The sequence below is a fragment of the Hymenobacter convexus genome, assembly GCF_030580955.1.
Lineage (GTDB): Bacteria > Bacteroidota > Bacteroidia > Cytophagales > Hymenobacteraceae > Hymenobacter.
In genome coordinates this window covers 123,593-149,615 of the sequence record NZ_JAUQON010000010.1, presented here as the reverse complement: position 1 = coordinate 149,615, position 26,023 = coordinate 123,593, and the positions used below count along the sequence as shown (strand labels likewise).

Sequence of the window (26,023 nt, the reverse complement as noted above, 5' to 3'; positions counted from 1 at the left end):
ACACCAGCCCGCGTTGGAACTTATCTATATCGCAGAACCTGCTGGTCGGCAAAACGGCATTCTCCATCGATAACCCGCCCCGCGGCCCAACCCCAGCCGGTTGTTTTAGCGTTACGCCACTCTTGACCTGAAGCATCGTGCCTGAAACATTTCCCCCCGTAAGTTCTTCGCCGCCCGCCACGCCGCCCCCGGCCGCGCCGGGCCCGCGCCACCGCTGGCTGTGGTGGCTGCTGGGAATTTGCGGGTTGCTGCTGGCACTGGTCCTAGTGGTGCAGCACTTTCTGGCCCCCTGGCTGCGTCAAAAGCTCGAAAAGCAGGTGACTACCCAAACGCATGGCCAGTACCAGCTGCGCATCAACAAGCTGGAAACCAACCTGTGGCAGCGCGCCATCCGGCTGCAGGGCGTGCGCCTGCGCCCCGCCGCGCAGGTGGCCGACACCCTGCCCCGCGTGCGCCTCGACGCCGCCCGGCTGCACCTCACGGGCATCGGCCTGCTGGCGCTGCTGCGCAAAAGCGTGGTCCCGATTGATAGCGTGGTCCTCGATTCGGCGCGCATTGAGGTGCTGGCCCTGGCCACCAAGCCCACGCGCAACGCCGGCAAGCCTTTGCACGAGCGGCTGCCGCTGAAAATAAAGGGGCTGGAAATCGGCTACCTCGGCCTGCTGCACACGCAAGCCAACTACGCCCCCAGCGGCCACCTCACCGCGCAATTTCAACGGGCCGACCTGAGCGCCCGCGACCTGCGCATCAGCCCGGCCGGCGCCGCCGACACCCAGCGCGTGGCCTACGCCGCCGCCTGGAACCTGCAGTTGCTGCAGGCCCGAGCCCAGGCACAGGGCCACCGCTTGGCCGCCAAAAGCCTTACACTTTCCACCGAAGACGAGGAAATCCAACTCGACTCGCTGCAAATCCGGCCCGATGGTACACCGCCCGGCCAGGCGGCCCGGGTGAACCTGAGTCTGCCGCGCCTGCGGCTAACCGGCCTAAGCGCCGCCCGCCTGCAGCACCGCCACCAGCTGCGGGCCGATTCGCTGCTGCTCCAAGATGCCCGTCTGACGCTGGTGCCACCCGCCGGCAAGTCCGGCGGCGTGTCGGAACTATCCCGCTACGTGCGCGGCCTCGACCTGACGCATGTGGTGGTGCAGCGCGGGTACTTTCATCTGGCCGATGACCAGCTTAACGCCATCGTGCGCGGCATTGCGGTGAGCGGCACGGGGCTGCACGTCGATTCGGCCGGCACTACGGGCGGGCGGTGGTTGCTGTTTGCCAAAGCCTGGCAGGTGGCCGTGGGCCGCAGCCAGGCCCGCGTGGCCGCGCACGCCATCAGCCTTGCCGGCCTGAAACTGTCGACCACGGCGGGCACCTTCGACCTGCACGGGGTGCGCGTGCGGCCCCCGGCGCCGGGCCAGGGCAAGCCCGGCGGTGTGCGCGTCGACCTGACGCTGCCCAGCCTGGCCGTGCGCGGGCTCGACGCGGCAACGCTGCAGCGCCAGCGGCAGCTGCGGGCCTCCTCGGTGGTGCTGGCGGGCGGGCGGCTGATTTTCACGCCTCCGAAGACGCCGCCTCCGCCGGTGTGGAAGCTGCTGGCCAAAGCTGTGCGCCGTACCGATGTGGCCGAGCTGCGTGTGCAGCGCAGCTTTTTACAGATTGGCGGCCTGCGCCACTCGCCCAAAATCCGCGACATTAACCTCACCGCCCGCGGCCTGCGTATCGACTCACTGGCGGCCCTCACGCCCAGCCGCATCATTTATGCACGGGCTTGGCGCGGCTCGTCGGGGCGCATTTCGGCGCCGTTCGACCCGCCCTTTTACCGGGCGCACAGCCAGCGCACCCGCCTCGATACCGACGCGCACACCTTCCACTTCGAGAAGCTCGACCTTAAGCCCCGCTATACCGCCGCCCAAATCAACCTGCGCAAAGGTTACCAAGTGGCGGCCATCGCCATCCAGATTCCGGCGCTGGACTTCAGCGGGCTCGATTTTGCCGGCCTGGTGCGGCGGGCCGATGTGCGCGCCGCCCGCGTGGTGGTCACGCGCCCGCAGGTGCACATCTCCTCCGACGGGCGCGGGCCCATCACGCCCCACCTGTCCAAGATTTCGCCCGAGGAAATGCGCAAACTGCCCATGATAGTCGACGTGCGCCGGCTCGATATCGTGGGCGGCAACCTCTCTTCGTGGTATCGCAGCCCCCTCACGCCCATCCCGGGCACCATGGCCATCAACCGCTTCACCGGCTATTTCCTCAACCTGAGCAACGACCCTAAGCGCCAGACCAGGGCCACGCCCCTCACCGGCCGGGCCACCACTTACCTGCAAAACCGCGTCCGGCTCGATGCCCAGGTGTCGATGTACCTGCTCGACCCCAACGGCCAGCACCGCGTATGGGGCGCCTTCGGCGCCGGTCCATTCAACATCCTGAACTCGATGACGGTGCCCACCCGGCTGGTTGAGTTTAAAAAGGGCGACGTGCAACGGATTCGCTTCGACATGCAGGCCAACCGCCAGGGCACCACCGGCACCATGTGGGCCCAGTACTCGGGCCTGCAGTTGGAACTACTGGGTTACAAGCAGGAAGAAATCAAAAAGACGCTCATCAAACGCGTCATTTCGAAGGCCGTGAACGTCGTGGTCATCCGCGACCAGAACCCACGCAAGCGCGGCGAGTTGGTGACGGGCAAGATGATTTCGAAGCGCGAGCCTCGCTTTTCGGTGTTCACGCTCTGGCGCCAGGGGGTGGTGAGCGGCTTGTTCGACAACGTGGGCGTGCCCCAGAAGCTGGCCCAGAAGCTAAGCGAGAGCAAAGACGAAGCCCCGCTGCCAAAGTAGGCCGGGCGGGCTGTCGAAGCCATCCAACAGCTTTCTCCAGAACGTCATGCCTCGGCTGCACTCGGCATGACGTTTTATAGCAATTCCAACTAAAAGCTTAAACGATTAATTGGCCCGCAACGCTGCCTGGCCTATATTTGGCTGTTTCCCTTTTTCACCCGCTTTCTCTTCACCTTCTTCATTTTTTATGCGCAACACCTTTACTTCCCTTCGCACTTTGGCACTGCTCACGTTGGGCTTGGGCACCCTGCCGGCCGCCCACGCGACACTGATGCCCGTCGCTGTAACGGGTTATAATGCCGATGTGGTGGCCGATGGCGCCGGCACCGTCATTTCGTCCACCACCGACGATGTGGACGGCGGCGCCGTGGGCAACCGCTTCAACTTCATGACGTCCACATTCATTGGCTCGACCGGCGTGGCGCCTACCTCGTTCCTGCCGAACACCGGCCTCTTTACCAGCGCCACCACCAGCGGCCTCACGTTCCAATTCGCCTCTTATACAGCCAACAACTCGCTCCGCATCAACGGCGTAGGCACGGGCGCCCTGACGCTGACTACGCCACGGGCCGCCACGGATGTGTACCTGCTGGCCACCTCGGGCAACGGAGCCAGCGCCTTCACGGCCACGGTCAATTTCACAGATGGCACCACGCAGGTATTCACGGGGCTATCGGCGGCCGACTGGTTTTCGGGCACCACTAACATCGCGCTGCGGGGCTTCGGCCGGGTGGGCCGCGACAACAACGTCATCCAAAACAGCACTACCGACCCGCGCCTCTACGAATTCCGCTTAACGCTGGCGGCCGCCAACGCCAGCAAGACCATCCAGAGCGTGAGCATCGGCAAAACCGCGACCACGGGCGCCCTCAACGTCATGGGCGTCAGCATCAATTCCACCCTGTCGGCCACGCGGCCCGGCAACGACCCCAGCCTGGCCGTGAGCGTCTTCCCGAACCCCGCCGCCAGCTTCCTCACCGTGCAGGCGCCCGCCGAGGCCAGCGCCGCCGCCACCGTGCAGCTGCTCGACCGCACCGGCCGCACCGTGCAAACGGCGCCCGTGCGCAACCGCGAAGCCCGCTTCGACCTCGAAAACCTGGCCGCCGGCCTTTACCTGGCTCGCTACCAGGACGGCGCCCGCACCCGCACCCTCAAGGTGGTGAAGCATTAAGCCCGTCGTCTTTCCATCCGTTGAAAATCCCCGCAGCCGGTGCTGCGGGGATTTTTTGTGAACCTGTAATCGTTCAAATCGGTTGGGCCCGGCGGCATATACCGCGCCCCGGGCCGTACCTTTGCCCTTGAATACCCCGACTCTATGATTTCCATTTCCGACCTCGACTTCCACTTCGGCTCCCGCACGCTGTACGACAACGCCAGCCTGCACATTAAGCCCAAGGACAAAATTGGCCTCATCGGCCTCAACGGCACCGGCAAATCGACGCTGCTACGCCTGCTGGTGGGCGAGTACAAGGCCGACGGCGGTTCGATTTCGATGGCCAAGGACGTGAGCCTGGGCTTCCTCAACCAGGATTTGCTGAGCTACGACACGCACGAAAGCATTCTGCACGTGGCCATGCAGGCTTTCGAAGAAGCGCTGGAGCTGCAGAAGAAGATTGACGACCTGCTGGTGCTGTTCGAAACCGATTATTCGGATGACCTCATCGACAAGCTGGCCGCTATGCAGGAGCGGTTTGAGTCGCTGGGCGGCTATACCATGCAGGCCCGCGCCGAGGAAATTCTCGAAGGCCTGGGCTTCACCACCGAGGAGCTGCAAAAGCCGCTGAAAAGCTTCTCGGGCGGCTGGCGCATGCGCGTAATGCTGGCCAAAATTCTGCTCCAGCAGCCCTCCCTCCTGCTCCTTGACGAACCGACCAACCACCTGGATTTGCCCTCCATCAAGTGGATTGAGAACTACCTGGCCGACTACGAGGGCGCCGTTATCATCGTGAGCCACGACCGGGCTTTCCTCGACCGCACCACCAATACCACGGTGGAAGTGCTGGGCGGCAAACTGGTGCCCTACGCTGGCAACTACAGCTACTATCTCGAAGAAAAAGAAGAGCGCAACCTCATTCAGAAGGGCGCTTTTGAGAACCAGCAGGCCCAGATTCGGCAGGCCGAGCGGTTCATTGAGCGCTTCAAGGCCAAGGCCAGCAAAGCCAAGCAGGCCCAGAGCCGCGTGAAGGCGCTGGACAAGCTGGAGCGCATTGAGGACGTGGCCCAGGACGCGGCTAAAATCAACATGAAGTTCACCTTCAAGGTGGAGCCCGGCCGCCACATCCTCCGCATGGAGCACGTGACGAAGAAATACGACCAGAAGCTGATTTTCCGCGACACCAACGTGCACATCGAGCGGGGCGACAAAATCGCCCTCATCGGGGCCAACGGCAAAGGCAAATCGACGCTTATGCGCCTAGTGGCCGGCACTGAGGCGCCCACGGCGGGCAAGCACCAGCTGGGCCACAACGTGATTATGTCGTTCTACGCCCAGCACCAGTTGGAGTCGCTGACGCTCGACAACGAGATTTTGCAGGAGATGAGCGAGGCCGGCTCGAAGCGCAACGACATGGAATTGCGCTCGGTGCTGGGTTCGTTCCTGTTCACGGGCGAGGAGGTTTTCAAGAAAATCAAAGTCCTCAGTGGCGGCGAAAAAAGCCGCGTAGCCCTGGCCAAAACCTTGATTTCGGAAGCCAACTTCCTGCTACTCGACGAACCGACCAACCACTTGGACATGGTATCGGTAAACATCCTGATTCAGGCCCTGGAGCAGTACGAAGGCACCTTCATCGTCATCAGCCACGACCGGTATTTTGTGGAAAACGTGGCCACCAAAATCTGGTACATCGAGGACTTCCAACTGAAGGAGTACCCCGGCACCTACAACGAGTACGAGCAGTGGATGGAAGACCGCGAGAAGGCCGCTAAGAAAGCCGGCTTGCCCAGCCCCTCGGCCCCCAAGCCCCAACCCAAAGAAGAGAAAAAAGCCGACGCCGCGCCCGCCAAAACGTCGTCGCCTGACCAGAAAAAAGCCCTCAAGGAGTTGGCCGAAGTAGAAGCCAAAATCGACACGCTGGAAAAGGAATTAGCCGGCTACGAAAAGCAACTCGCTGACCCAAAAATCTACGAAAATGCGTCGCAGCTGAAAGACGCGACGGTGAAATTTGAGCAGGTGAAAAAGGAATTGGCGCAGCTGAACGACCGGTGGGAAATGCTGGCGGAAGTTTAACTAGCCAACCGTAAGGCGGCCGGCTCACAACGCAAAAGCCCCTCTCAGCGCCGAGGCGCTGAGAGGGGCTTTTGCGTTGTGAGCCGGCTTGTTTTCTATCCCACTAGTGCCATGCTCCACGTTCCTCCCACCGGCTCTGATACGTGCGGAACCAGGCCGACCCAGATAAGCTCAGACCTAAACCGCCAGCTTCCGCTGATTGATTTTCCATCGGCGGCCATTTTGCCGGAGTAATAGAGCTTGCGGTGCTTCTTGTTGTAGGTGCTTCGGCGGCCGTCTGCCTCAATCACCGTCTTTACCGGCATCTGCTTCACAAATTCGATAAAATCGCCGCTCACTTTTCCGGTAATCTCTCCAATGCCTTCGGTGCCGCCGGTTGACAGGTCGTCCTCCACCGTGCCGGAAAACTGATGACCATCCACGCTGGTGATGTCGATGTAAAACGTCGTCAGTTCAAAGCCCCTCAGCTTGTTGTGCGCGGGGTTACCGAACGTGTATTGCCCTTTCCAATGTCCTGGCTGTATCATTTTAATGGTCGTTGGGGGTAGTAGAATGCAGGTGCGGGGCCGTCGCCGGCTCATCACGCAGCCGGTTGTTCGCTGCGGTGTTGGATGACTTCCAGAATCATCGCGTTGAAATCATTGAGCACGAAATCGGCCCACCAGCGGCTGTAGGTGGGCAGGTTGGTGGTGATGCGGTAGGTGCAGGTGAGCGTGACCCGGTAGTGTCCCGCCCCCGCCGGTACCAGGGCGTAGCTGCCGCGCACCACGTCGAAATACTCCCCGCCAATCATCACGTGCTCGTCGAGCGTGGTGGGCGGAATGGAGGCGGGGTCCACGTCGATGTCGTAGGCGAAGCCCGTGCTGTCGTGCCAGGCCGTGATGCGCTCCTGAAACCGGATGCCTTTCTCCCAGGTAATGCGCCGGATGCCGCCAATGCCGTCGTGGTCGAGGGCGCCGTCCAGCGGCTTGGGCACGCCGATGAGGTGCACAAAGTGCGGGGCAATTTCCCCGGGCTGAATGCTTCGCACGTTTCGAATATTGGCCCACACCTGCGCCCGGCTGGCCTTGATGCGCACCGAGGTGGCTACCGTGTGAAACTGGTCGACGGGGTGGCTGAAGCTTTCTGCTAACAGCGCCAGAACAGGCAGCAGCAACGAGGCGTAGAGCCGCGTGCCGCCGCCGGCATCGCGCAGCTTCAGCAGGCGGAATATCAAAGCCCCGAGGGTGCCGAGCAAGAGAAAAGGCCCGATGATGATGACCAGGCAAATCATGCCCTCGAAGCCGTTGATGAAGCACAGGAAAAAGAAGGTCAGCACGATGCCCCACGGCAGCAGCAGGTAGTCTTTGTAGGCTTGCAGCTGCTCCCGCGTCGAAAACAGCGCGGGAATGGCCCCCAGGATGAGCGGCAGCACGTAGATGTACGTCAGCGAAACGCCTTTCTTGTTGGCCGACACCACCAGCATCGCCAAAAAGGCATAAGCCACGCCCGCGGCTAATCCGATAAGCAAGGTCCGGGTTCGGGAAGGCTTCAAGGCAGCAAGGGAGGTCAGGTTTCAGCTCAAATGTAAGGCGGTAGCGGGCATGCTTTCGGGGGCAGAAAAAGGGCGGCAGGCGTACCTTTCGCCCCATGTGTCTCCTTCCCTTCGCCTGCTGGTAGCCCACCGCTTGCGGGCCCTTGGGCATGCCCTAGCCTACCCCGGTCAATACTAACACTCAAAAGCCGCTGGGATGATACAATGCTAAAAACCTGATTTGCTCTGATTTCGGTATTGAGTTCAGCTGCGTTTGGCTTCCGCATCGTTGCCACCCAAGCCCCATCATTTCCTGCTTCGAGTTTTCACCCCATGCTCACCTTTGATTTTGCCCCCTTTCCGACCCTCCGCACTGAGCGCCTAACGCTGCGCCAGCTGACCAGCGCCGACGCGCCGGCACTGTTTGCCATACGCTCCGACCCGCAGGTGATGCAATACATTCCCCGGCCCCTAGCGACGTCGGTAGCCGACTCTGCCGCCTTCATTGACACGGTGAACGATGCCATGGGCCGGAACGAGCTGCTCAACTGGGGCATCGCCTTGCGTTCGGCGGCCGACATCATCGGTACCATTGGCTACTACCGCCTGCAGCCCGAGCACCACCGGGCCGAAATTGGCTACATGCTACACCCCGCCCACCAAGGCCAGGGATTTATGCAGGAAGCGGTTGCGGCTGTTCTCAAATATGGGTTTGATACGCTGCACCTGCATTCGGTGGAAGGGGTCATCGACCCACGGAACACTGCTTCGGCGCAGGTGTTAAAACGTGCGGGATTTGTGCAGGAAGGATTTTTTCGTGAAAATGAGCTTTGGAAGGGCAAATTTCTGGACACGGTATACTACTCGCTGCTCTGCACCGCCAACCGATGATTGGGCAGTGATACGGCGGGCGCCAAACGAAGCTGGCACCTGCCGTAAGTTTAAGATGTGGATAGAGAACTGCTAAATGCTGATGTTTAAAGCCGTCAATAACGGGTTTGTTGTCCTGACTACACACTGAGAATAAATGTTATAAACGGTAACGTAAATTAAATAACAAGCGGCGGTCACTAATTTTCAGTAGCTTTAATTACCATCAAAGCCGTTGGAACCGCTTTCATTTATACCTAATTCACTTAATGCGGCCTGTATTACATCAACCTGATTGGGGTCTTTGTGCGCATCCGCTTGGATGGCAGATAGTGCAGTTGTTAGCACCTGATGTATTCGCGCCTTGTTTTCTTCTCCAAATTCTCGACTAGCAATGTAAAGCGCCACGGTTGCCTGGTAGCCTACAAACGGTTTTTCGGCAGCGCCAACATGGTGAGCTAACCAGTCAACAAAGGTTAAATCAGGGAATTTTTGCAGCTTGGCAATTGCCGCCAATCTTTTACCTGGCGATTGGCTGTCGCTTAACTTTTCCACCAAAGTAGTGGAAGGGTCCACAATAGCGTCCTTCATTTTTAGGAACAGATTATCCATCACCCGCGTCCTATTGCTGCTGCCGGGCATTTTCCGCCGAACCTCTTCGTAATCTTTGGCCAGTTGCATTAGCTCTTCAAGGTCGTCAGCGCCAGGAATTCGGGGCACATATTTCTCAGGCAGTTTGCCGTTCTGATTTATTGACGCCGCAATTGCTGATGACAGCTTTTCAACTTCCTGGCCGAATTGGGACCTTAATCGGGTGCTTTTGATAGTGTCCTCATATTTGAATGCACTGAAGTCAGTATATACCCTGTCTTTTAGAGCGGCTGGCAATACCTTGGAATTTTGCGATTCCGTAGAACGATACAAAACCGGAAATAGCAACCTCACCGAATTAGCACTTTCCCTGCGAATAAGTGAGCTTAATTCAAAGTGAATAAAGGGCATGTCAACTTCGGAGCCAGACACTACAAAAACGCATGTTTTGCACTGTTGAAGTACAGACTCACTGTGTGTTGAGAATGATTCTTCAGGGCTAACCTGACTGATATCAAAGTAAATCTGCGGATTATATCCCAGGTCCTCGCCTAAGTATTCGGTTAGCGCCGGCAGCAACAGTTCCTTCACCCAGTTGTAGGCGTCGCGCGAGCAACTCAAATAGACATCATAATTAAATTCAGATTCGTTTTTGCCAGATGCAACAGTAGCTTCTTCGTGCTCCTTTTTTCTGGCCTGATAGTACTCTCGACCTACGAAATCTTCGATGCCGGCGAATTTGGTTAAGAGCAATGCCGCAATTTTAGAGAAAATGAACCCCATGCTTTCTGGGTCGCTGGTGCCCTGCTCCACCACGGCAAGCTTTTCACCAAAACTGAAGTAGTCAAACTGTGGTATTTTAGTTTGCTCCAGAATATACTTTGGCTCAATCCATTTTGGCAGCCAGTCGCTGTAACACTCCTTCAAAATATCAGCAATTCTTTCAAGCCATTCCTGGGACTCTTTGAATTCTACCCGAGTTCCAAATCTTGATGGAATGGGCAGTACCGTCAAGGCCATGCGGTCGACGGCTAGTTTCTGCCGGGCCGCTTGTATGTACTTGATGATGTCGCGAATACCAAACAGGCTTTGATAATTAGCCGTGAACATGGGCACCAAAACATCGGGCATCAAAATCGTGCAGATGCCGCTCGAATCGCTCAATCCGGTTCGGCTATCAATCAACACGTAATCAAAATCTTTTTGCCAGGCTTCGCGCAGTGCTTCCAGTTGATAGCCGCCGTTCTTGTTTGCGAATAAATCTGCCCAATCGAAATTTTGGAGCAGCGAAGAATAGGATGCCGGGTCTTTCTCTCTACCGCTGTGCAGCAATGAAATTGTCTCCGAATTTGCAAAATCCACCTTCCACAAATATTCTTTATAGTCAGGCTGGCTATCCTTTTCGAAAGCAAGCAACAGTTGCAGTAATCCGGCGGAGGTATTCTCGATTTTAAAGGCGCTGAAATAGCGTTCTACTCCTGGCGCTTCCAAGTCCCAATCAACCACCAATACCCGCTGCTGCCGCTTGGCTAATTCAACGGCGATATTTGCGAGGGCCATGCTTCTTCCGACGCCGCCTTTGTACGAATAGAAAGTAATGATGATGCCCATTAGCTAGAAAATCGGGGAAGCTGCGTTTGATTGGGTGAGTTCTGAACGTAAAGCTGTTGCGTGAAGCTGTTTACCGCGTCTATTTGCCAATCTGCCTGCCACGTCGGCGCGTCATTCAGGGCGGTGGTAATCTTGCCGACTAATATCTTTATTTTATCCTCGAATTCGGTATACTTCTGCCCATCCATATTCAGCGTAATTTTGAAGAAATCCTGCAACTCAAACTTCTGAATGGTAGAAATCTGGACCGGAATGGTATCGCCGTCGTTGATGATTGCGGGGAAAATCAAGCCCTTCGGGTTATTATTAGCCCGAAAGCCAAATTTCTTCTCTCTTTCCAGCATGTGGCCTATTTCGCAGGAACACCAACGGCTTTCCAGGTATGTTTTTGACCAGAGTAGAATAATTATTTTTGAAGCGGACAAGGCATTGCCCAACACAATTGGCCAATCGTCGCCCGCCTCGATTTGGGAATCGACAAATATGCTGGGGTCACGGCCCAGATTCAAACTCAAATGAGTTGTAACCAAAGGCTCAAAATATTGCTTTATCCAATCCTGGGTGGCACCTAACCTCCTGTAGGAGATGAATATGTCATATTGGTAGGCCATGATTTAAAGTATTATGTGTTTTTACTATACAGCCCTGCATGCTTCTGTCTGAAGTTGATGTGCTACTACCCCTCTTTAACCGTTGCACGTCAGTTGAAAACAATGGTATCATGCGGCGCTGAATTAATAACGAAGCTCGCAAATGTTACTATTTTATTTGAATCATTCAAATGGTTTTTTAGTCGCTTATTATTCCGTCGTTGCGGTCCTTGTCTTGGCACGGCATTTTTTTCCTGTTGGTTGAGATGGGGCGGGTAATACGCCAATGTCGTTACTTTCGCCCCATGCGCTTCCTTCCCCTTGCTTCCCTCCTGCTGGCCACCGCCTGCGTCCCGCTGGGCACCCCCATCACTGACCCCAACGCCAGCCGCGCCGGCACCCAGAAACCGCCGGAGTATTACGCCGACAAAACCCTGAAATACCAGGACTATGCCTACTCGCCCGACGTGCGCAGTGTGCAGTGCTACGTGGCCACGGGCCAGCCCAACGAGGTGTTTCAGCCGGCGGTGGTGCCGCTGGGGCAGTCGTCGGCCATCACGCTGGAGTTTGACGTGCTGGGCGAGCAGAGCCAGCGCTTCACGGCCAAGCTCATTCATTGCGACGCGGACTGGCAGCCGTCTATCCTCACTGACATGCAGTTTCTGAACGAGATAAACGAGTTTCTCGTGACGGACTACCGGGTGGGCACGGGCACCAAAACGCCGTATTACCACTACCGGCTGCGGGCGCCCCAGGTGAAAATCAGCGGCAACTACCTGCTGGTGGTGCAAAGCCCGGGCGGCGTGCCGGTGGTGTCGCGCCGGCTGCTGGTGTACGAAAACCAGGTGAACGTGGGCCTCAAGCCGGGCATCGTGATTGGCGGCCAGGAGCGGTTCACCATGCAGCAGCTCGATTTTTCGGTGGGCTACGGCGCCGTGGAACTGGTGAACCCGGCCGTGGAAGTGAAGGTGGTGCTGCGCCAGAATTTCCGCTGGGACAACGCCAAGTACAACCTGCGCCCCACCTTCGTGCGCGATGCCGAGCGCCGCCTCGAATACCAGTACTTCAACTTCGAAAACGCTTTCCCGGGCCTGAGCGAGTACCGCTATTTCGACACTCGCTCGGTGCAGAGCGTGGGCCTGGGCGTGCTGCATGTCAACCCGCTGGCCCGGCCCGTGACCACGGTGGAGCTACAGCCCGAAACCTCGCGCGCCCTCACCGCCTACAACCAGTACGTGGACGCCAACGGCCAGCGCGTGTTCGAAAGCCGCGAATACGGCAACGGCGCCACCAACGCCGACTACTTCGACGTCACCTTTCAGCTGAAAGCGGCCCAGCCGGCGCCCGGCCCCGTGTATGCCTTCGGGGCCTTCAGCGAGTGGCAGCTCAAGGACGAATACAAGCTGACTTACGACGAAACCAAGCAGCTCTACACCGGCCACGCCCTGCTCAAGCAAGGCTACTACAACTACGATTTCGCCGTGGCTGGCACGCGCGGTGCCAACGAAACCTACTTTGAAGGCAGCCACTACGAAACCGAAAACCAATACGACCTGCTGGTGTACTACCGCCCGCCGGGCACCCGCGCCGACCTACTTATCGGCTACCAGCAGGTGGACATGAACAGCCGGCAGTGAGCCGTGAGCCGTGAGCCGTGAGCAAAAGGAACGTCATGTCGAGCTTGCCGAGACATCTCGCGTGCCACCACTAATCTTTTCCTTGCGAATGGATAAGTGCGGCACACGAGATGTCTCAGCAAGCTCGACATGACGTTTCTACTTGTCTTCGATTAATGCGAGACCAAATTCACACTGGTTTTCAACGTGATGGAAGCCGACTGCTGCCCTCCGCCACTGTAGCCGCTGCGGCCTCCGCCGCCTCTCATGCCGCCTCCGCCGCCCCGCATGCCGCCCCCGCCCATGCCCCCGCCGCGCATTCCACCGCCGCCACCCATCCCGCCACCGCCGCGCATTCCGCCGCCACCGCCCTGCATGCCGCCGCCCTGCGCGGGCAGGCTGAATTTGCCCCCGGCGAGGGTGATGCCCACCACGGCCGGCTGGCCCGTGAGCGCGGGCAGCTTGCGGTAGAGCAGGCGCAGGGGCACAGCCAGCTCATAAAGCAGGTTTTCCTGGCTGTCGAGGGCCAGGGCGGCTTTCACCCCCAACTGCGACTGCGTGTCGGTGAGCGTTGGCTCGGCGTTGCCTTTGTAGTTGAGCAGTTCCATTTCGCGCATGCCGGCCAGGGCCTGGGTCATACGCTCGCGGCGGGCTTCCGAGCGGGCGGGCGCGGGCGTGTTGGCGTCGGCACGCGGCGGGCTGTCGTCGGCGCCGGGGCGGGCGCCCAGCGGGCCTCCCAGCGGAAAATGCACCCCGAACTGGTGCTGGTTGCGGCCCGTTGTGTCGAGCCAGACCGTGAGGCCGAGGCGCACGATTTTGGCCTGGGTGGCCGGGTCGGCCGCTTTCAGGCGCAGGTATACCTGGCGGCCGTCGTTCAGCACCTGGTATTGCAGCTTGCTGGCGGGGTCGTAATGAAGCGAGTCGGTCCAGTCGGTGGCCAGCCCGTCGATGGTGGGCGGCGCGGGCGCAAAGCGGCTGGCGCTGCTGGCCGTGGGGTGGCGGCTGCACGCCAGCAGCAAAAAGGCCAGCGGCAAGCAGGTGGCGGCCAAACGAATTATTTTCATAGCGAAACGAGCAAAGGGACAGGCAAAACCGCCGCAATAATCCCAGCTCACGGGTGTGTATCGCATGAAACGCCCGGTATTTTGGCAGTCTGGCAGGGAAATGGCTATTGCTGTGCTGCCAGCCAACCGGGCCCTGGCTTAGCCACCCGTTGCGGCGGCTAAGCGCAACCTTAGCCCCTATCCCTTCCGTTGCATGCCCATCTGTGGCCCTTCACCGGCATAGTCCGCTTTATTTATTCCCATGAATACTCCTCTTTTCCGTAGCCTGCGCGCCGGCGCGCTTCTGTCGCTCCTGTTGCCGCTGGCCAGCACGTCCAGCGTCACCGACTGGGCCGCCCGCCGTCCGGCCACTCCGCTTAGCAAGGCCACTCCTACCGCCCGCCCGCTGCAAGGCGCCAAACCTGACCCGGCCGTGATTGCCCAGTTTGGCCTCTACAACGATTCCAAGCTGCAAAACCTCATCACCGCCAAAGGCAAGGCCATGACGGCCGTTTCGGACCGCCCCGGCGATTACGGCTTCACCGTGGTCGATTCGCCCATTATCAACGCCTTCGCCACGCCCGATGGCCACGTGTACTTCACGCGCGGCATCATGGCGTATTTCAATGACGAAGCCCAGTTTTCGGGTGTGTTGGGCCACGAACTGGGCCACATCACGGCCCGTCACGGTCAGAAGCAGCAAACCCGCAGCACCATCGCCGGTATCGGCATGATACTGGGCTCGGTGCTGGCGCCGCGCGTGATGCAGTCGGTGGGCGGCGTGGCGCAGCAGGTGGTGGGCCTGGGCATGCTCAAATACGGCCGCGACGACGAGAACGAAGCCGACGGCCTGGGCGTGAAGTACTCAACCAAAATCGGCTACGATGCCAGCCACATGGCCGATTTCTTTCAGACTCTCTCGCGCACCGAGGCCCAGAGTGGCAGCAGCATCCCCACCTTCCTGAGCACCCACCCCAACTCGGCCGACCGCTACACCCGCGTGAAAGGCCTGGCGGCGCAGGCCCGGCAGAGCGTAGGCAACCGCACGCTGGCCGTGAACCGCGACCAGTACCTGCGCTCCATTGAGGGCCTCACCTTTGGCGAAGACCCGCGCCAGGGTTTCGTGGAAAGCGGCGTGTTCTACCACCCCGATTTGAAATTCCGCTTCCCCATTCCCTCGGGCTGGAAGTCGCAGAACGACCCCGACAAGTTCCAGATGGCCGAACCCAACGGCAAAGCCCTGCTGGTGTTCCTCGGCGCTTCGGGCAGTTCGCTGGAAGCAGCCGGCCAGTCGCTCGCCAAATCCATCGGCGTGGCCTCGGCCAACGCCAGCAAAACCACCATCAACGGCTTTCCGGCCCTAGTGTTTGAAGGCGACCAGCAGGCTTCGGACCAAAGCAGCAGCTCCAGCACGCCCGCTCACGTACTGGCCCAGCTCATTCAGGACGGCAACAGTATCTACGCCTTCGTGGGCCTGGCCGCGCCGGCTTCGTTCAGCACCTACGCCCCGCAGTTCCAGCAGGCCGCCCAGGGCTACGCCCGCCTCACCGACGCCAGCAAACTCAGCCGCCAGCCCGAGCACATCCACATCCGCACCGCCACCGGCACCCAGACGCTGGCCTCGGCCCTGGCTTCGGCGGGCATCCCCAGCAAGCGCTACGAGGAAATGGCCATTCTCAACGGCATGAAAACCACCGACAAGCTGCCCAAAGGGATGCTCTATAAAGTGGTAGGCCGCTAATCCTTAAGCGCAGTTAAGAAAAAGGCCGACTCATAATTATGAGCCGGCCTTTTTCTTAACTGCGCTTTCGTAGTGTCCCCTCTACTTTAGTTTTCAGCGCAATTGCCGTTTTTTCATAGTCGGCAAACTTGTCAATTAACTCCTCACATGATTTAAAGTATTCGGCAAATTCATGACCTGAAACACTATCAAAATCAAGTTTGGTGATTTTGGCTTTACCCCATTCTTCAAAGTCTTTGAGAAGACCAATTTTCACTTCAAGCTGTTCTTCTGTGATATTCAATTGACCATTACTTAATCTGGAGGTGGGCGAGAGGTTAGCTCTGCCGCGAATCCAGTCATTCCAATATGTTGCTCCTTTTGATTGGTTACACTTGCCACAGGCGGGCACCAAATTATATACTTCCGTAATATAGCCTGTGGGCATTTTATTAGAAACAGCCGAAAAGAAATGGTCCCATTCAGTAGGAGTGTCTCCACAATAAGAACAACATAAGCTCCCCTCATTTTGCTGAAGCACTGCCAATGCCTCTTCAATCTCCATTGGGTTGGGTATTATTTCGGGGATAACCGATTTAATAAATTCGGCTCTGATTGTACTCGACCGCCCTTTTATACTTGCAAGAGTAGGATACCTCAAGCCAGCAACACTCCTGCTGATGGTAATTTTTGCCATTTTCTAAAAAAAGAACCCCAACCGAAATCGGCTGGGGCGAATAAAGGCCTAAATAAGGCGATATTAATTAAACATTAAACCGGAAGTGCATGATGTCGCCGTCCTGCACGACGTAGTCTTTACCTTCCACAGCCATTTTGCCGGCTTCTTTGATTTTTACCTCGGTTTTGTATTCCTGATAATCCGGCAGCTTAATCACCTCGGCTCGGATGAAGCCCTTCTCAAAATCGGAGTGGATGACGCCGGCGGCGGCGGGCGCCTTGTCGCCGCGGTGAATGGTCCAGGCACGCACTTCCTGCACGCCGGCGGTGAAGTAGGTAATCAGGTTCAGCAGCTCGTAGCTGGCGCGGATGAGCTTGTTCAGGCCCGACTCGGTGAGGCCGTATTCGCCCAGGAACATGGCTTTTTCTTCGGGGTCTTCCATTTCGGCAATCTGGGCTTCGATGGCGGCCGACACCAGCACCACCTGGGCACCTTCGGCTTTCACATGCTCGCGTAGGGCCGTCACGTGGTTGTTGCCGTTGCTGGCAATGCTGGCCTCGTCCACGTTGGCCACGTAAATCACGGGCTTCACGGTGAGCAGCTGCAAGTCGGCAATGGCCGCCAGGTCGTCTTCAGAAGCAGCCACGGCGCGGGCGTTCTGGCCGGCTTCGAGGGCGGCTTTGAATTTCTGCAGCGACACCACTTCTTTCTTGGCCACGGCATCGCCGGCCTTGGCGCTGCGCTCCGATTTCTGCAGCTTCTTCTCGACGCTTTCCAGGTCCTTGAGCTGCAACTCGGTGTCGATGACATCCTTGTCGAACACGGGGTCGACGCCGCCGGCCACGTGCACGATGTTGGGGTCGTCGAAGCAGCGCACGACGTGGATGATGGCGTCTACTTCGCGGATGTTGGCCAGGAATTTATTGCCCAGGCCCTCGCCCTTGCTGGCGCCTTTCACGAGGCCGGCGATGTCGACAAACTCGATGATAGTGGGCAGCACGCGCTTGGGGTTCACGAGGGCTTCCAGGATTTGGAGGCGCTCGTCGGGCACGGTGATGACGCCCACGTTGGGCTCGATGGTGCAGAACGGGTAGTTGGCCGATTCGGCCTTGGCGTTCGAAAGCGCGTTGAAAAGGGTGGATTTACCGACGTTCGGCAAGCCGACGATACCGCAGCGGAGGCCCATTTATTTAGGGTTGAGTGTTGAATGTGAGTGTTGAATTGCGGGCAATTCGGCCGCAAAGGTACGGCCTGCCGCCACGCAAAACGGCGCAAACGAATTAGAATCCGTTTGCGCCGTTAAAATCTTAACGAGCTATCAGCTAACAGCTAGCCGCTAACAGCTTAAAACTAGAAGCTGTCGTCGCTGCGGTTGGGGTCGAAGGCGGGACGCTCGGTTTCGCGGCGGGGCTGGTCCCGGTCGTCGTAGTCGCGCGGGCGGTCAAGCTCGGCCACTTCCTCGGGGCTGAGCAGCTCTTCGCGCACGTAGTCCACGGCGTCCTGCAGGGCATCTACGAACTTGAGAAAGTCTTCCTTGTAGAGGAAAATCTTGTGCTTTTCGTACGAAACGGAGTCATCGCCGTTCTGGCGGCGCTTGCTTTCGGTGATGGTCAGGTAGTAGTCCTGGCCGCGGGTGGCTTTCACGTCGAAGAAATACGTGCGCTTGCCGGCTTTAATGCGTTGGGAATAAATCTCTTCCTGGTCGTGACGGTCGTCCACTGGAATTGGGTGGGGTATGAGTGGGAAATAGAATGGGTCGGTTGGTTAGAAAGGCTAACTTACGAATTGTGCGGTAAAGATAAACGACGGACGGGGCAGGGGTGTTGAGAGTAGCAACGATAAGAAAGAACGTCATGCTGAGCGCAGCCGAAGCATCTCTACCGCGCAATGCAAATCCAATCGATGGAATTACCGCTGCGGTAGAGATGCTTCGGCTGCGCTCAGCATGACGTTCTTTACAACACCAAAAATCCCGCCCGCCCCGCACCATGCCCCTCGACCTCGCCGCCATTCGCTCCTTTGAGAACCTTGAGTTTCTGGCCCGCCAACTGGTGGATGGCTTCATCACCGGCCTGCACCAGTCGCCCTACCACGGCTTTTCGGTGGAGTTTTCGGAGCACCGCCTCTACAACCCCGGCGAAAGCACGCGCCACATCGACTGGAAGGTGTTTGCCCGCACCGACAAGCTGTTTGTGAAGCGCTACGAGGAGGAAACCAACCTGCGCGCCCACCTGCTGCTCGACGTGAGCCCCAGCATGTACTACCCCGCGCCGGGCCACGACAAGCTCAAATTCAGCATTCTGGCCGCCGCTGCCCTCACCACCCTGCTCACCCGGCAGCGCGACGCCGTGGGCCTCGTCACCTTCGCCGACACCATTGAGCTGCAGACGCCGGTGCGCTCCACCAGCACCCACCGCCACACGCTGCTATTGGCCCTGCAGCAGCTGCTGGAGCGCCCGCCCACGCCCGCCACCCGGCGCGGCACCGACGTGGCCGGCACCGTGCACGCCATTGCCCAGCAGATTCCCAAACGCTCCCTCGTTATCATTTTCAGTGACATGCTGGGGCGCGGCGCGGCCGAGCAGGAAGCGGCCCTGGCGGCGTTGCAGCACCTCAAGCACCAGCACCACGAGGTGCTGCTCTTCCACGTGCTCGACCGGGCCACGGAGGCCAATTTCGACTTCGCCGAGCGGCCCTACATCTTCGAAGACGTGGAAACCGGCCTCGAAATCAAGCTTCAGCCGTCCCAGATAAAGGACCAGTACCGCGCCGCCATGACGGCTTACGAACAGGAGCTGGCCCAGCGTTGCGGCCAGCTCCGCATCGATTTCGTGCCCGTGGACGTGCGCGAGCCCTTCGAGAAAGTGCTCTATGCCTACCTGGTGAAGCGCGGCAAGGTGCGGTAATCGTGCGCTGTAAAAGACCGTCATGCTGAGCGCAGCCGAAGCATCTCGCGTGCCGCCACTAAATCAATCGAAAGGATTACTACCCCCCGCGAGATGCTTCGACTGCGCTCAGCATGACGTTCCCCTAAAACAACTATTTCTCCTCCCCTAATTCCCGTGTTCCTTCTTCGCCTGCTGCTCATTTTTGGGGTTTCGCTGCTCGTGTTCGCGCCCATCACCGGCTACATTGCCTACAACTACGGGCGCTCGTTCTGGCGCTGGTTTGGGTTTGGGCTGGTGGTGCCGTTTTTCTCCGTGTTCGTGGCCTTGTTTATGGCCATGCGCGACCGCCGGGCCGAAGAGCAGGCCGAAGACGCCCAGCGGCGCACGCAGCCGCCGGGGGTTTAGCCGTATTTTTGCGGGCGTTTTATCACTGGTTTATTTCTTTATGCTCGAAGCGCTTGTTGTTATTTTAACCCCGCTGTTTTTTATGCCCTTGATGACGGCGTTTATGGCTTACAACCACGGCCGCTCGTTCTGGCGCTGGTTTGGCATTGGGTGCGGGCTGCCCTATGTGTCGCTGTTCGTGATTATGTTCGTGGTGCACCGCGACAAGAAAAAGCTGGCCCCGATGCCTGCCTAAGCGGCTTTGGCAATTGATTTCTCCTGCTCACCTCTTCCCCTTTTTATGTACCAAACCCTTCTCGTTCTGCACTCCTGGTCCCGCTGGTTCGTGCTCGTTTTCGGTCTCATTGCCGTGTATCGGGCCTATGTGGGCTACAGTGGCCGCCGCCCCTTCGTGAGCGCCGACAACGGCATGAGCGCCGCCTTTTCGGGCTTCATGTGGCTGCAGGTACTCATCGGCCTGGGGCTATATTTCGGCCTGAGCCCCTGGGGCCTCAACGCCATGAAGCAGGCCGGCGCCATGAAGGACCCCACGGCGCGCTTCTTCGGCATGGAGCACGTGGCCGTCATGATATTGGCGGCCATCGTGGCCCAGGTGGGCCGCATTGTGGTAAAGAAAACCGCCGACAGCACCCAGAAACACCGCAAAGCCCTGCTCTATTTCGGGGTAGCCCTGCTGCTCGTGCTGCTCATGATTCCGTGGGGCATCTGGAATCCGGCCCGGCCGCTATTTCGTTTCTAAGCTTTAACGTCTTAAGTTTGGGGCCTTGCGTATTAACCGCAGCCCTGCTCGCTGTTCCTCCCGTATTTTTTTGCTGCCTCGCCCGTGTCCGCTGCTCCAAATCGTTCCTACTCCGTTGAGGACTTTTCTGACCTGATTAATTCTCGTTTGCTAAAGCTCGAAAAGAAGCGCGAAGCCCAGCAGCGCTACGGCGGCCTGCTGGCCGTGCTGCGCGAACAGGTAGACTCCTACCGGCTACGGCGCAACTCCGGCAAGTAGCAGCCGCCACGCTTTCGAAATCAATGCAAAAAAGCCTTCCTGCCGTGCGGCAGGAAGGCTTTTTTATGTCCTCAATGGAGGTAGAAGGGGCGGGCCTAGATGGCCTGCCCGCCCGATACTTCGATGCGCTGGGCGTTGACCCAGCCGGCCTCCGGAGTGCAGAGGAAGGCCACCACCGGGCCGATGTCGGTGGGCAGGCCCACGCGGCCCAGGGCAGTGAGGCTGGCAATGTGGGCATTGACGTCTTTGTTGTCGCGGGTACGGCCGCCGCCAAAATCGGTTTCTACCGCGCCGGGGGCCACGACGTTGACGCGAATGCGGCGCGGGCCCAAGGCCTTGGCTAGGTAGCGGGTCAGGATTTCCACGGCCCCTTTCATGCTGGCGTAGGCCGACGACAAGTCGTTGGTCATTTTAGTGAGACCCGACGAGATATTGACAATTCCGCCACCGTCGTTGAGCAGCGGCAGGGCCTGCTGCGTCAGGAAATAAGGCCCTTTGTAGTGAATGTTCAGCATGTCGTCGAACTGCTGCTCCGAGGTAGTGGCAAACGGCTGGTAGAGGCCCGTGCCGGCGTTGTTGATGAGAAAGTCGAACTTCTCGGCCCTGAAGGTTTCCGTCAGCGTCGTTTTTACTTGCTCGAAGAAGCCGGCGAAGCTGCCCACGTTGGAGGCATCAAGCTGCAGGGCGGCAGCCTTGCGGCCCTGGGCCGTAATTTCGGCCACCACGCTTTCGGCTTCGGCCTGCTGCGTGTGGTAAGTGAGGATGACGTCGAGGCCTTTTTTAGCCAAATTGAGGGCCATGTCTTTGCCCAGGCCCCGGCTGCCGCCGGTCACAAGGGCTATTTTGGAATTGCTCATCAGATTCAATTGGTTGGGGTGACTGATGAGGCAAAGGTCTGGCTCGCAGGCGCCGGGTTTATGGTGAGTAGTTAAGTTTAAATGGTGACAGCTTCCGTATTGGCAGCCCGCTGAGCGGCCCACACCTGCTCGCGGTACTGCTTGGGCGTGCTGCCCTGAAAGCGCTTGAAAAACTTGGTGAAGTTGGAAGGGTCGTAGGTGAGGCCGGTGGCGATATCGGCCACCGAGCGGCTGGGGTCGCGCAGCTGCTGCCGGGCCAGCTCCAGGATACGCTCCTCGAAAAAGTAGCACGGCGAGTGGCCGGTGGCCAGCTTGATGGTGTTGCTCAGGTGCGTGGGGTGAATGCAGAGCAGGCCCGCGAAATCGCGGATTTCGAACATTTCGGTGGCGCGGCCGGCCACGATGTCGGCCAGATGTCGGTCGATTTCGCACAGGAAATCGGCGGTGATTTCGTGCTGGCGGGCCAGGAGCCTTTGGGGGATGGGCGTGGGCATAGGCTGAGGTGTTGCTGCGGGATTGTAGGCAAGCCTTCGCATGCACAATTGACAATGATGGCCTCAGTAAGTTTTGAAACAACAAACATGGAAGCGGCCACCCCAAAATTGGGGCAGGACATTGGGAACGCAAACCATCATTTCAAGAGAAACCTGAGGTAGTCATCAGTCCCGCCAGGAGCCTGGCCCCCGCATTCAAATTCTGCCCAACCAGCCTATGCCGGGCGGGCTTTTTTAGGTAATTTGCCGGCACTTACCTTTTTACCTTCTGCAGAATGGATTTGATTACTACCCCCGACATCGCCACCTGGGTGACGGTGGCCGAAGCCGAAGCCGCCCCTGCCACCCTGCCACCCGACCATGCCCACCCCACGGCCTGCCTTGACTGCGGCACGGCCCTCACCGGCAAGTTCTGCGCCCACTGCGGGCAGCCGGCCAACACCCACCGCATCACCCTCAAACACCTGCTGCTGCACGACTTGCCCCACTCCGTGTGGCACGTCGACAAGGGCCTGGCCTACACGTTTTACCAGATGCTGACGCGCCCCGGCCTCACCATCCGGGGGTACCTGGCGGGGCAGCGCACCCGGCAGTTCCGCCCGGTGAGCTACCTGCTGCTGCTCGTGGGCATTTCGGCGCTGGTTATGTCAGCCTTTCAGCTTGACCTGCAACACGCCATGATGGCCGCGCAGTCTGCCAAGGCAGGCGCGCCCCCGGAGGCGCTTATGTCGGTGGTAATGGACCGCTACCTTACCACCACCGTTAAGCACCCTTACCTGATGCAGCTGGTACTCATGCCGCTCAACAGCCTGGTAGCGTGGTGGCTGCTGCGGCGGGCGGGCTACAACTACGCCGAGGTGCTGCTGGCCAACTGCTTTGTGGGGGGCACCCTCACCGTACTCAATCTGGCCGTGATGCTGCCCGCGCTGCTGGCGGGCAATCGGGCATTCCTCGGGCTGGCTTCGCAGCTGGTTTTTATTCCGACGGTGGTGTACACGCTCTGGGTGAACGCGCAGCTGCTGCTGGCCGCCCCCGCGCTTACCGCGGCGAAGCGTTACCTCCGGGCGCTGGGCATTTCGCTGCTGCAAATAGTGGTGCTGCTGGTGGCGGCGGTGGTGTGCATCGCCGTCCTCACGGTGCAGGTCCTCAACGAGCGGCCGGACCTGCGCAAGGCCGCGCTGCCAAAGAAGCCGCAGCCAGCCGCCACGCGCTAGTGGCCCTTCTCTCCTGCTGCCGCCCAGCCCATAAAAAAGCCCGTCGCTAACGCAGCGACGGGCTTTTTTATGTCTCTCAAAACAAAACCCTACCTTCGTCCCACCTTATTCCTCCATTCCCACCCAACCCCCACTGCATGCCCACCCTGCACGACCACGCCCACATCGGCGGCGCCCGCCTGCGCCCCGAAAGTTTGATGATGAGCTACGGCTACACCCCCGCCTGGAGCGAGGGCGCCATCAAGCCCCCCATTTTCCAAACCTCCACCTTCGTTTTCGCGAGCGCCGAGGAGGGCAAGGCCCACTTCGAACTGGCCTACGGCCTGCGCCAGGCCAACCCCGACGAGGAAATGGGCCTCATCTACTCCCGCCTCAACAACCCGAGCCTGGAAATTCTGGAGCACCGCCTCTGCCTCTGGGACGGCGCCGAGGACGCGGCCAGCTTCGCCAGCGGCATGGCCGCCATCAGCACCACCTTGTTGGCGTTGCTCAAGCCCGGCGACGTGGTGCTGCACTCCGAGCCGGTGTACGGCGGCTCCGATTTCTTCCTCAAAAACGTGCTGCCCAAGTTCGGCATCACGGCCGTGGGCTTCCGCCCCACCGCCACCCCGGAGGAGCTTACGGCCCAGGTGGCCGGCATCGAGCAGGGCCGTTTGGCCATGATTTTCGTCGAAACGCCCGCCAACCCCACCAACCACCTCGTGGACCTGGAAGCCTGCGCCGCCCTGGCCCGCCAGCACGGCACCCCGGAGCACCCCATCCGCCTGGTGGTCGATAACACTTTCCTCGGCCCCGTTTTTCAGCACCCGCTCAAGCACGGGGCCGACGTGGTGCTGTACTCGGCCACCAAGTTTCTGGGCGGGCATTCCGACCTCATCGCGGGCGCGGCCCTGGCCAGCAAGCCCCTTATGAAGGAAATCAAAGCCATGCGCACCTTCATGGGCACCATGTGCGACCCCAACACCGGCTGGATGCTCATGCGCTCGCTCGAAACCCTGAAGCTGCGCATGGAGCGCGCCGCCCAGAGCGCCCAAATTATTGCCGACTGGCTCCGCGCCCACCCGCTGGTGCAGCGCACCTACTACCTCACGCACCTGGAGCACTGCCCCGCCCAGCAGGACATCTACCGCCGCCACTGCCTCTCGCCCGGCTCCATGATTTCGTTCGACATCAAAGGCGGCGAGCCCGAAGCTTTCCGCTTCCTCAACGCCTTGCGCCTCATCAAGTTGGCCGTGAGCCTCGGCGGCACCGAAAGCCTCGCCGAACACCCCGCCACCATGACGCACTCCGACATCGCGGTACCCGAGCAGGCCGAAATGGGCATCACCGCCCAAATGATTCGCCTCAGCATCGGCGTCGAAGACCCGCAGGATTTGATGCTGGACCTGGAGCAGGCCTTTGAAGCCGTGGGAATGGTAAAGGCGCGGGAATTGGAACTGGCGTAAACCCGAACTGTGGCAAGCCAACCGGCCATGATTCTTAATCACCTCAACCTGGCCGTGAGCGACGTGCCCCAGACCCAGGCTTTTTTCGAGAAGTATTTCGGTTTGCAAGCCGTCACGAAATCGAATGATGCCCTTGTTGTGCTGCGCGATGCGGCCGGCATGGTACTCACGCTCAGCAATTTTGACCGCGCCGCGGAAGTCCGCTACCCCGAGCACTTCCACATCGGCTTCGTTCAGGCAAGCCCGGACCAGGTGAACGAGTTGTACCAACGCCTTACCGCCGACGGCTTCACCATCGACCCGCCCCGCAAATTCCACGGCTCCTGGACGTTTTACCTACGGGCACCGGGTGGAATCATGGTCGAAATATTGGCTGATATGTAGGCAATGGCATTGCCACAGCAAAATAAAAAGAGCCTGCCGCTTCATTAGCGGCAGGCTCTTTTTGCGCCCTATGTAAGCAGCAATTACTGCCCCAGCACGATGGCAAACACCAGCGGCGCCACGATGGTGGCGTCCGATTCAATGATGTACTTCGGGGTTTTCTCGCCCAGCTTGCCCCAGGTGATTTTCTCGTTGGGCACGGCGCCGGAGTAGCTACCGTAGCTGGTGGTGGAGTCCGAAATCTGGCAGAAGTAGCCCCACAGCGGCACTTCGTGGCGCTGCAAATCCTGGTGCAGCATGGGCACCACGCAAATGGGGAAGTCGCCGGCAATGCCGCCGCCAATCTGGAAGAAGCCCACTTTGCTTTCTTCGGTGGCGTTTTGGGTGTACCAGTCGGCTAAGTACATCATGTACTGGATGCCGGTGCGCATGGTGTGCACGTTCTTCACGTCGCCGGTCATCACGTGGCCGGCGTAGATGTTGCCGAGCGTGGAATCTTCCCAGCCGGGGCAGATGATGGGCAGATTTTTTTCGGCCGCGGCCAGCATCCAGGAGTTTTTGGGGTCAATCTGGTAGTACTGCTCCAGTTCGCCGCTCAGCAGAATCTGGTAGAAAAACTCGTGGGGGAAATAGCTTTCGCCGGCCTTGTCGGCCTTCTCCCAGAATTTCAGCACCGAGTGCTCCAGGCGGCGCATGGCCTCTTCCTCGGGGATGCAGGTATCGGTCACGCGGTTCATGTGGCGGGCCAGCAGGGCCTGCTCGTCGGCGGCGGTGAGGTCGCGGTAGTGCGGCACCCGCTCGTAGAAATCGTGGGCCACGAGGTTGAAGATATCCTCTTCCAGGTTGGCGCCGGTGCAGCTGATAATCTGCACCTTGTCCTGTCGAATCAGCTCGGCCAGCTGAATGCCCAGCTCGGCGGTGCTCATGGCGCCGGCCAGAGTTATCATCATCTTGCCGCCATCGGCGAGGTGCTTGTTGTAGCCATCGGCCGCATCCACAAGAGCAGCAGCATTGAAGTGGCGGAAGTGGTGGCGGATGAAGTTGGTGATGTGCAT

Annotated in this window: 25 protein-coding genes; 14 read left to right on the top strand and 11 right to left on the bottom strand. The window is 59.3% G+C overall.

What is annotated here, in order from left to right; translation table 11 throughout:
* Nucleotides 1–137 precede the first annotated feature (137 nt).
* The 3 genes from Q4S41_RS19790 (at nucleotide 138) to Q4S41_RS19780 (ending at nucleotide 6,051) form a co-directional block, all read left to right on the top strand.
* Nucleotides 138–2,825: a hypothetical protein gene (locus Q4S41_RS19790; RefSeq protein WP_305032864.1), complete on the top strand. Its 2,688-nt coding sequence runs from the start codon at nucleotides 138–140 to the stop codon at nucleotides 2,823–2,825.
* A gap of 187 nt (nucleotides 2,826–3,012) precedes the next feature.
* On the top strand, nucleotides 3,013–3,996 hold the full coding sequence (locus Q4S41_RS19785; RefSeq protein WP_305032863.1) for a T9SS type A sorting domain-containing protein: 984 nt from the start codon (nucleotides 3,013–3,015) through the stop codon (nucleotides 3,994–3,996).
* A gap of 144 nt (nucleotides 3,997–4,140) precedes the next feature.
* The gene (locus Q4S41_RS19780) at nucleotides 4,141–6,051 is read left to right on the top strand and encodes an ABC-F family ATP-binding cassette domain-containing protein (protein WP_305032862.1); all 1,911 of its coding nucleotides are present in this window, start codon (nucleotides 4,141–4,143) and stop codon (nucleotides 6,049–6,051) included.
* A 95-nt stretch (nucleotides 6,052–6,146) separates the two neighbouring features.
* Here the strand turns inward: Q4S41_RS19780 and Q4S41_RS19775 are convergent, their stop codons facing one another.
* Together Q4S41_RS19775 and Q4S41_RS19770 are read right to left on the bottom strand one after the other, a co-directional pair.
* Nucleotides 6,147–6,578, bottom strand: coding sequence for a hypothetical protein (locus tag Q4S41_RS19775; protein ID WP_305032861.1), 432 nt, complete (start codon nucleotides 6,576–6,578; stop codon nucleotides 6,147–6,149).
* Between the two features lie 53 nt (nucleotides 6,579–6,631).
* Nucleotides 6,632–7,561, bottom strand: coding sequence for a hypothetical protein (locus Q4S41_RS19770; RefSeq protein WP_305032860.1), 930 nt, complete (start codon nucleotides 7,559–7,561; stop codon nucleotides 6,632–6,634).
* Between the two features lie 336 nt (nucleotides 7,562–7,897).
* On the opposite strand from Q4S41_RS19770, the gene Q4S41_RS19765 reads away from it, so the two are divergent.
* The gene (locus Q4S41_RS19765) at nucleotides 7,898–8,455 is read left to right on the top strand and encodes a GNAT family N-acetyltransferase (protein ID WP_305032859.1); all 558 of its coding nucleotides are present in this window, start codon (nucleotides 7,898–7,900) and stop codon (nucleotides 8,453–8,455) included.
* A 195-nt stretch (nucleotides 8,456–8,650) separates the two neighbouring features.
* Here the strand turns inward: Q4S41_RS19765 and Q4S41_RS19760 are convergent, their stop codons facing one another.
* Both Q4S41_RS19760 and Q4S41_RS19755 read right to left on the bottom strand, forming a co-directional pair.
* A complete protein-coding gene (locus Q4S41_RS19760; RefSeq protein ID WP_305032858.1) occupies nucleotides 8,651–10,636 on the bottom strand; it encodes a KGGVGR-motif variant AAA ATPase in 1,986 nt (661 codons plus the stop codon).
* Entirely contained in the window at nucleotides 10,636–11,247 is a 612-nt protein-coding gene (locus Q4S41_RS19755; RefSeq protein ID WP_305032857.1) for a TIR domain-containing protein, read from the bottom strand. The genes Q4S41_RS19760 and Q4S41_RS19755 overlap by 1 nt, the downstream gene beginning before the upstream one ends.
* Before the next feature lie 284 nt (nucleotides 11,248–11,531).
* Here Q4S41_RS19755 and Q4S41_RS19750 point away from each other — a divergent pair, with 284 nt between their 5' ends.
* Entirely contained in the window at nucleotides 11,532–12,863 is a 1,332-nt protein-coding gene (locus tag Q4S41_RS19750; protein WP_305032856.1) for a type IX secretion system plug protein, read from the top strand.
* Between the two features lie 152 nt (nucleotides 12,864–13,015).
* Here the strand turns inward: Q4S41_RS19750 and Q4S41_RS19745 are convergent, their stop codons facing one another.
* On the bottom strand, nucleotides 13,016–13,906 hold the full coding sequence (locus Q4S41_RS19745) for a hypothetical protein (RefSeq protein WP_305032855.1): 891 nt from the start codon (nucleotides 13,904–13,906) through the stop codon (nucleotides 13,016–13,018).
* Between the two features lie 241 nt (nucleotides 13,907–14,147).
* Between Q4S41_RS19745 and Q4S41_RS19740 the strand changes: the two genes are divergently transcribed.
* A complete protein-coding gene (locus Q4S41_RS19740) occupies nucleotides 14,148–15,626 on the top strand; it encodes a M48 family metalloprotease (RefSeq protein WP_305032854.1) in 1,479 nt (492 codons plus the stop codon).
* A 55-nt stretch (nucleotides 15,627–15,681) separates the two neighbouring features.
* Here Q4S41_RS19740 and Q4S41_RS19735 read toward each other — a convergent pair whose 3' ends face one another.
* The 3 genes from Q4S41_RS19735 to Q4S41_RS19725 all read right to left on the bottom strand — a co-directional run bounded on the left by Q4S41_RS19735 (nucleotide 15,682) and on the right by Q4S41_RS19725 (nucleotide 18,003).
* A complete protein-coding gene (locus tag Q4S41_RS19735; RefSeq protein WP_305032853.1) occupies nucleotides 15,682–16,302 on the bottom strand; it encodes an HNH endonuclease in 621 nt (206 codons plus the stop codon).
* A gap of 67 nt (nucleotides 16,303–16,369) precedes the next feature.
* Nucleotides 16,370–17,470: a redox-regulated ATPase YchF gene (ychF, locus tag Q4S41_RS19730; protein ID WP_305032852.1), complete on the bottom strand. Its 1,101-nt coding sequence runs from the start codon at nucleotides 17,468–17,470 to the stop codon at nucleotides 16,370–16,372.
* A 164-nt stretch (nucleotides 17,471–17,634) separates the two neighbouring features.
* Nucleotides 17,635–18,003 carry a DUF3276 family protein gene (locus Q4S41_RS19725; protein ID WP_305032851.1) on the bottom strand — a complete coding sequence of 123 codons (369 nt, stop codon included), beginning with the start codon at nucleotides 18,001–18,003 and terminating at the stop codon, nucleotides 17,635–17,637.
* A gap of 269 nt (nucleotides 18,004–18,272) precedes the next feature.
* Here Q4S41_RS19725 and Q4S41_RS19720 point away from each other — a divergent pair, with 269 nt between their 5' ends.
* The 5 genes from Q4S41_RS19720 (at nucleotide 18,273) to Q4S41_RS19700 (ending at nucleotide 20,574) form a co-directional block, all read left to right on the top strand.
* Nucleotides 18,273–19,190 (top strand): DUF58 domain-containing protein, encoded by a 918-nt coding sequence (locus tag Q4S41_RS19720; RefSeq protein WP_305032850.1) that lies wholly within the window; start codon nucleotides 18,273–18,275, stop codon nucleotides 19,188–19,190.
* Nucleotides 19,191–19,346: 156 nt separating this feature from the next.
* Nucleotides 19,347–19,577 (top strand): hypothetical protein, encoded by a 231-nt coding sequence (locus Q4S41_RS19715; RefSeq protein WP_305032849.1) that lies wholly within the window; start codon nucleotides 19,347–19,349, stop codon nucleotides 19,575–19,577.
* Between the two features lie 40 nt (nucleotides 19,578–19,617).
* Complete coding sequence (locus Q4S41_RS19710) at nucleotides 19,618–19,812, top strand: hypothetical protein (protein WP_305032848.1); 195 nt, start codon at nucleotides 19,618–19,620, stop codon at nucleotides 19,810–19,812.
* 45 nt (nucleotides 19,813–19,857) lie between these two features.
* The gene (locus Q4S41_RS19705) at nucleotides 19,858–20,316 is read left to right on the top strand and encodes a hypothetical protein (RefSeq protein WP_305032847.1); all 459 of its coding nucleotides are present in this window, start codon (nucleotides 19,858–19,860) and stop codon (nucleotides 20,314–20,316) included.
* Between the two features lie 84 nt (nucleotides 20,317–20,400).
* Nucleotides 20,401–20,574, top strand: a complete 174-nt coding sequence (locus Q4S41_RS19700; RefSeq protein ID WP_305032846.1) for a hypothetical protein — start codon at nucleotides 20,401–20,403, stop codon at nucleotides 20,572–20,574.
* 95 nt (nucleotides 20,575–20,669) lie between these two features.
* Here the strand turns inward: Q4S41_RS19700 and Q4S41_RS19695 are convergent, their stop codons facing one another.
* Both Q4S41_RS19695 and Q4S41_RS19690 read right to left on the bottom strand, forming a co-directional pair.
* Complete coding sequence (locus Q4S41_RS19695; RefSeq protein WP_305032845.1) at nucleotides 20,670–21,431, bottom strand: SDR family oxidoreductase; 762 nt, start codon at nucleotides 21,429–21,431, stop codon at nucleotides 20,670–20,672.
* Nucleotides 21,432–21,508: 77 nt separating this feature from the next.
* Nucleotides 21,509–21,925: a helix-turn-helix domain-containing protein gene (locus tag Q4S41_RS19690; protein WP_305032844.1), complete on the bottom strand. Its 417-nt coding sequence runs from the start codon at nucleotides 21,923–21,925 to the stop codon at nucleotides 21,509–21,511.
* Nucleotides 21,926–22,200: 275 nt separating this feature from the next.
* Between Q4S41_RS19690 and Q4S41_RS19685 the strand changes: the two genes are divergently transcribed.
* The 3 genes from Q4S41_RS19685 (at nucleotide 22,201) to Q4S41_RS19675 (ending at nucleotide 24,968) form a co-directional block, all read left to right on the top strand.
* Nucleotides 22,201–23,139 (top strand): DUF3667 domain-containing protein, encoded by a 939-nt coding sequence (locus tag Q4S41_RS19685; RefSeq protein WP_305032843.1) that lies wholly within the window; start codon nucleotides 22,201–22,203, stop codon nucleotides 23,137–23,139.
* A 137-nt stretch (nucleotides 23,140–23,276) separates the two neighbouring features.
* Nucleotides 23,277–24,584 (top strand): cystathionine gamma-synthase family protein, encoded by a 1,308-nt coding sequence (locus Q4S41_RS19680; RefSeq protein WP_305032842.1) that lies wholly within the window; start codon nucleotides 23,277–23,279, stop codon nucleotides 24,582–24,584.
* 27 nt (nucleotides 24,585–24,611) lie between these two features.
* Entirely contained in the window at nucleotides 24,612–24,968 is a 357-nt protein-coding gene (locus Q4S41_RS19675; RefSeq protein ID WP_305032841.1) for a VOC family protein, read from the top strand.
* A gap of 83 nt (nucleotides 24,969–25,051) precedes the next feature.
* Here Q4S41_RS19675 and Q4S41_RS19670 read toward each other — a convergent pair whose 3' ends face one another.
* Nucleotides 25,052–26,023 carry a deoxyhypusine synthase family protein gene (locus Q4S41_RS19670; RefSeq protein ID WP_201980502.1) on the bottom strand — a complete coding sequence of 324 codons (972 nt, stop codon included), beginning with the start codon at nucleotides 26,021–26,023 and terminating at the stop codon, nucleotides 25,052–25,054.

Coding starts and splice junctions, on each gene's coding strand:
- Q4S41_RS19740 (WP_305032854.1), top strand. CDS start 14,148: ATGAATACTCCTCTTTTCCGTAGCCTGCGCGCCGGCGCGCTTCTGTCG.
- Q4S41_RS19735 (WP_305032853.1), bottom strand. CDS start 16,302: ATGGCAAAAATTACCATCAGCAGGAGTGTTGCTGGCTTGAGGTATCCT.
- ychF (WP_305032852.1), bottom strand. CDS start 17,470: ATGGGCCTCCGCTGCGGTATCGTCGGCTTGCCGAACGTCGGTAAATCC.
- Q4S41_RS19695 (WP_305032845.1), bottom strand. CDS start 21,431: ATGAGCAATTCCAAAATAGCCCTTGTGACCGGCGGCAGCCGGGGCCTG.
- Q4S41_RS19745 (WP_305032855.1), bottom strand. CDS start 13,906: ATGAAAATAATTCGTTTGGCCGCCACCTGCTTGCCGCTGGCCTTTTTG.
- Q4S41_RS19775 (WP_305032861.1), bottom strand. CDS start 6,578: ATGATACAGCCAGGACATTGGAAAGGGCAATACACGTTCGGTAACCCC.
- Q4S41_RS19705 (WP_305032847.1), top strand. CDS start 19,858: ATGTACCAAACCCTTCTCGTTCTGCACTCCTGGTCCCGCTGGTTCGTG.
- Q4S41_RS19670 (WP_201980502.1), bottom strand. CDS start 26,023: ATGCACATCACCAACTTCATCCGCCACCACTTCCGCCACTTCAATGCT.
- Q4S41_RS19760 (WP_305032858.1), bottom strand. CDS start 10,636: ATGGGCATCATCATTACTTTCTATTCGTACAAAGGCGGCGTCGGAAGA.
- Q4S41_RS19785 (WP_305032863.1), top strand. CDS start 3,013: ATGCGCAACACCTTTACTTCCCTTCGCACTTTGGCACTGCTCACGTTG.
- Q4S41_RS19720 (WP_305032850.1), top strand. CDS start 18,273: ATGCCCCTCGACCTCGCCGCCATTCGCTCCTTTGAGAACCTTGAGTTT.
- Q4S41_RS19675 (WP_305032841.1), top strand. CDS start 24,612: ATGATTCTTAATCACCTCAACCTGGCCGTGAGCGACGTGCCCCAGACC.
- Q4S41_RS19750 (WP_305032856.1), top strand. CDS start 11,532: ATGCGCTTCCTTCCCCTTGCTTCCCTCCTGCTGGCCACCGCCTGCGTC.
- Q4S41_RS19765 (WP_305032859.1), top strand. CDS start 7,898: ATGCTCACCTTTGATTTTGCCCCCTTTCCGACCCTCCGCACTGAGCGC.
- Q4S41_RS19780 (WP_305032862.1), top strand. CDS start 4,141: ATGATTTCCATTTCCGACCTCGACTTCCACTTCGGCTCCCGCACGCTG.
- Q4S41_RS19690 (WP_305032844.1), bottom strand. CDS start 21,925: ATGCCCACGCCCATCCCCCAAAGGCTCCTGGCCCGCCAGCACGAAATC.
- Q4S41_RS19680 (WP_305032842.1), top strand. CDS start 23,277: ATGCCCACCCTGCACGACCACGCCCACATCGGCGGCGCCCGCCTGCGC.
- Q4S41_RS19710 (WP_305032848.1), top strand. CDS start 19,618: ATGCTCGAAGCGCTTGTTGTTATTTTAACCCCGCTGTTTTTTATGCCC.
- Q4S41_RS19685 (WP_305032843.1), top strand. CDS start 22,201: ATGGATTTGATTACTACCCCCGACATCGCCACCTGGGTGACGGTGGCC.
- Q4S41_RS19755 (WP_305032857.1), bottom strand. CDS start 11,247: ATGGCCTACCAATATGACATATTCATCTCCTACAGGAGGTTAGGTGCC.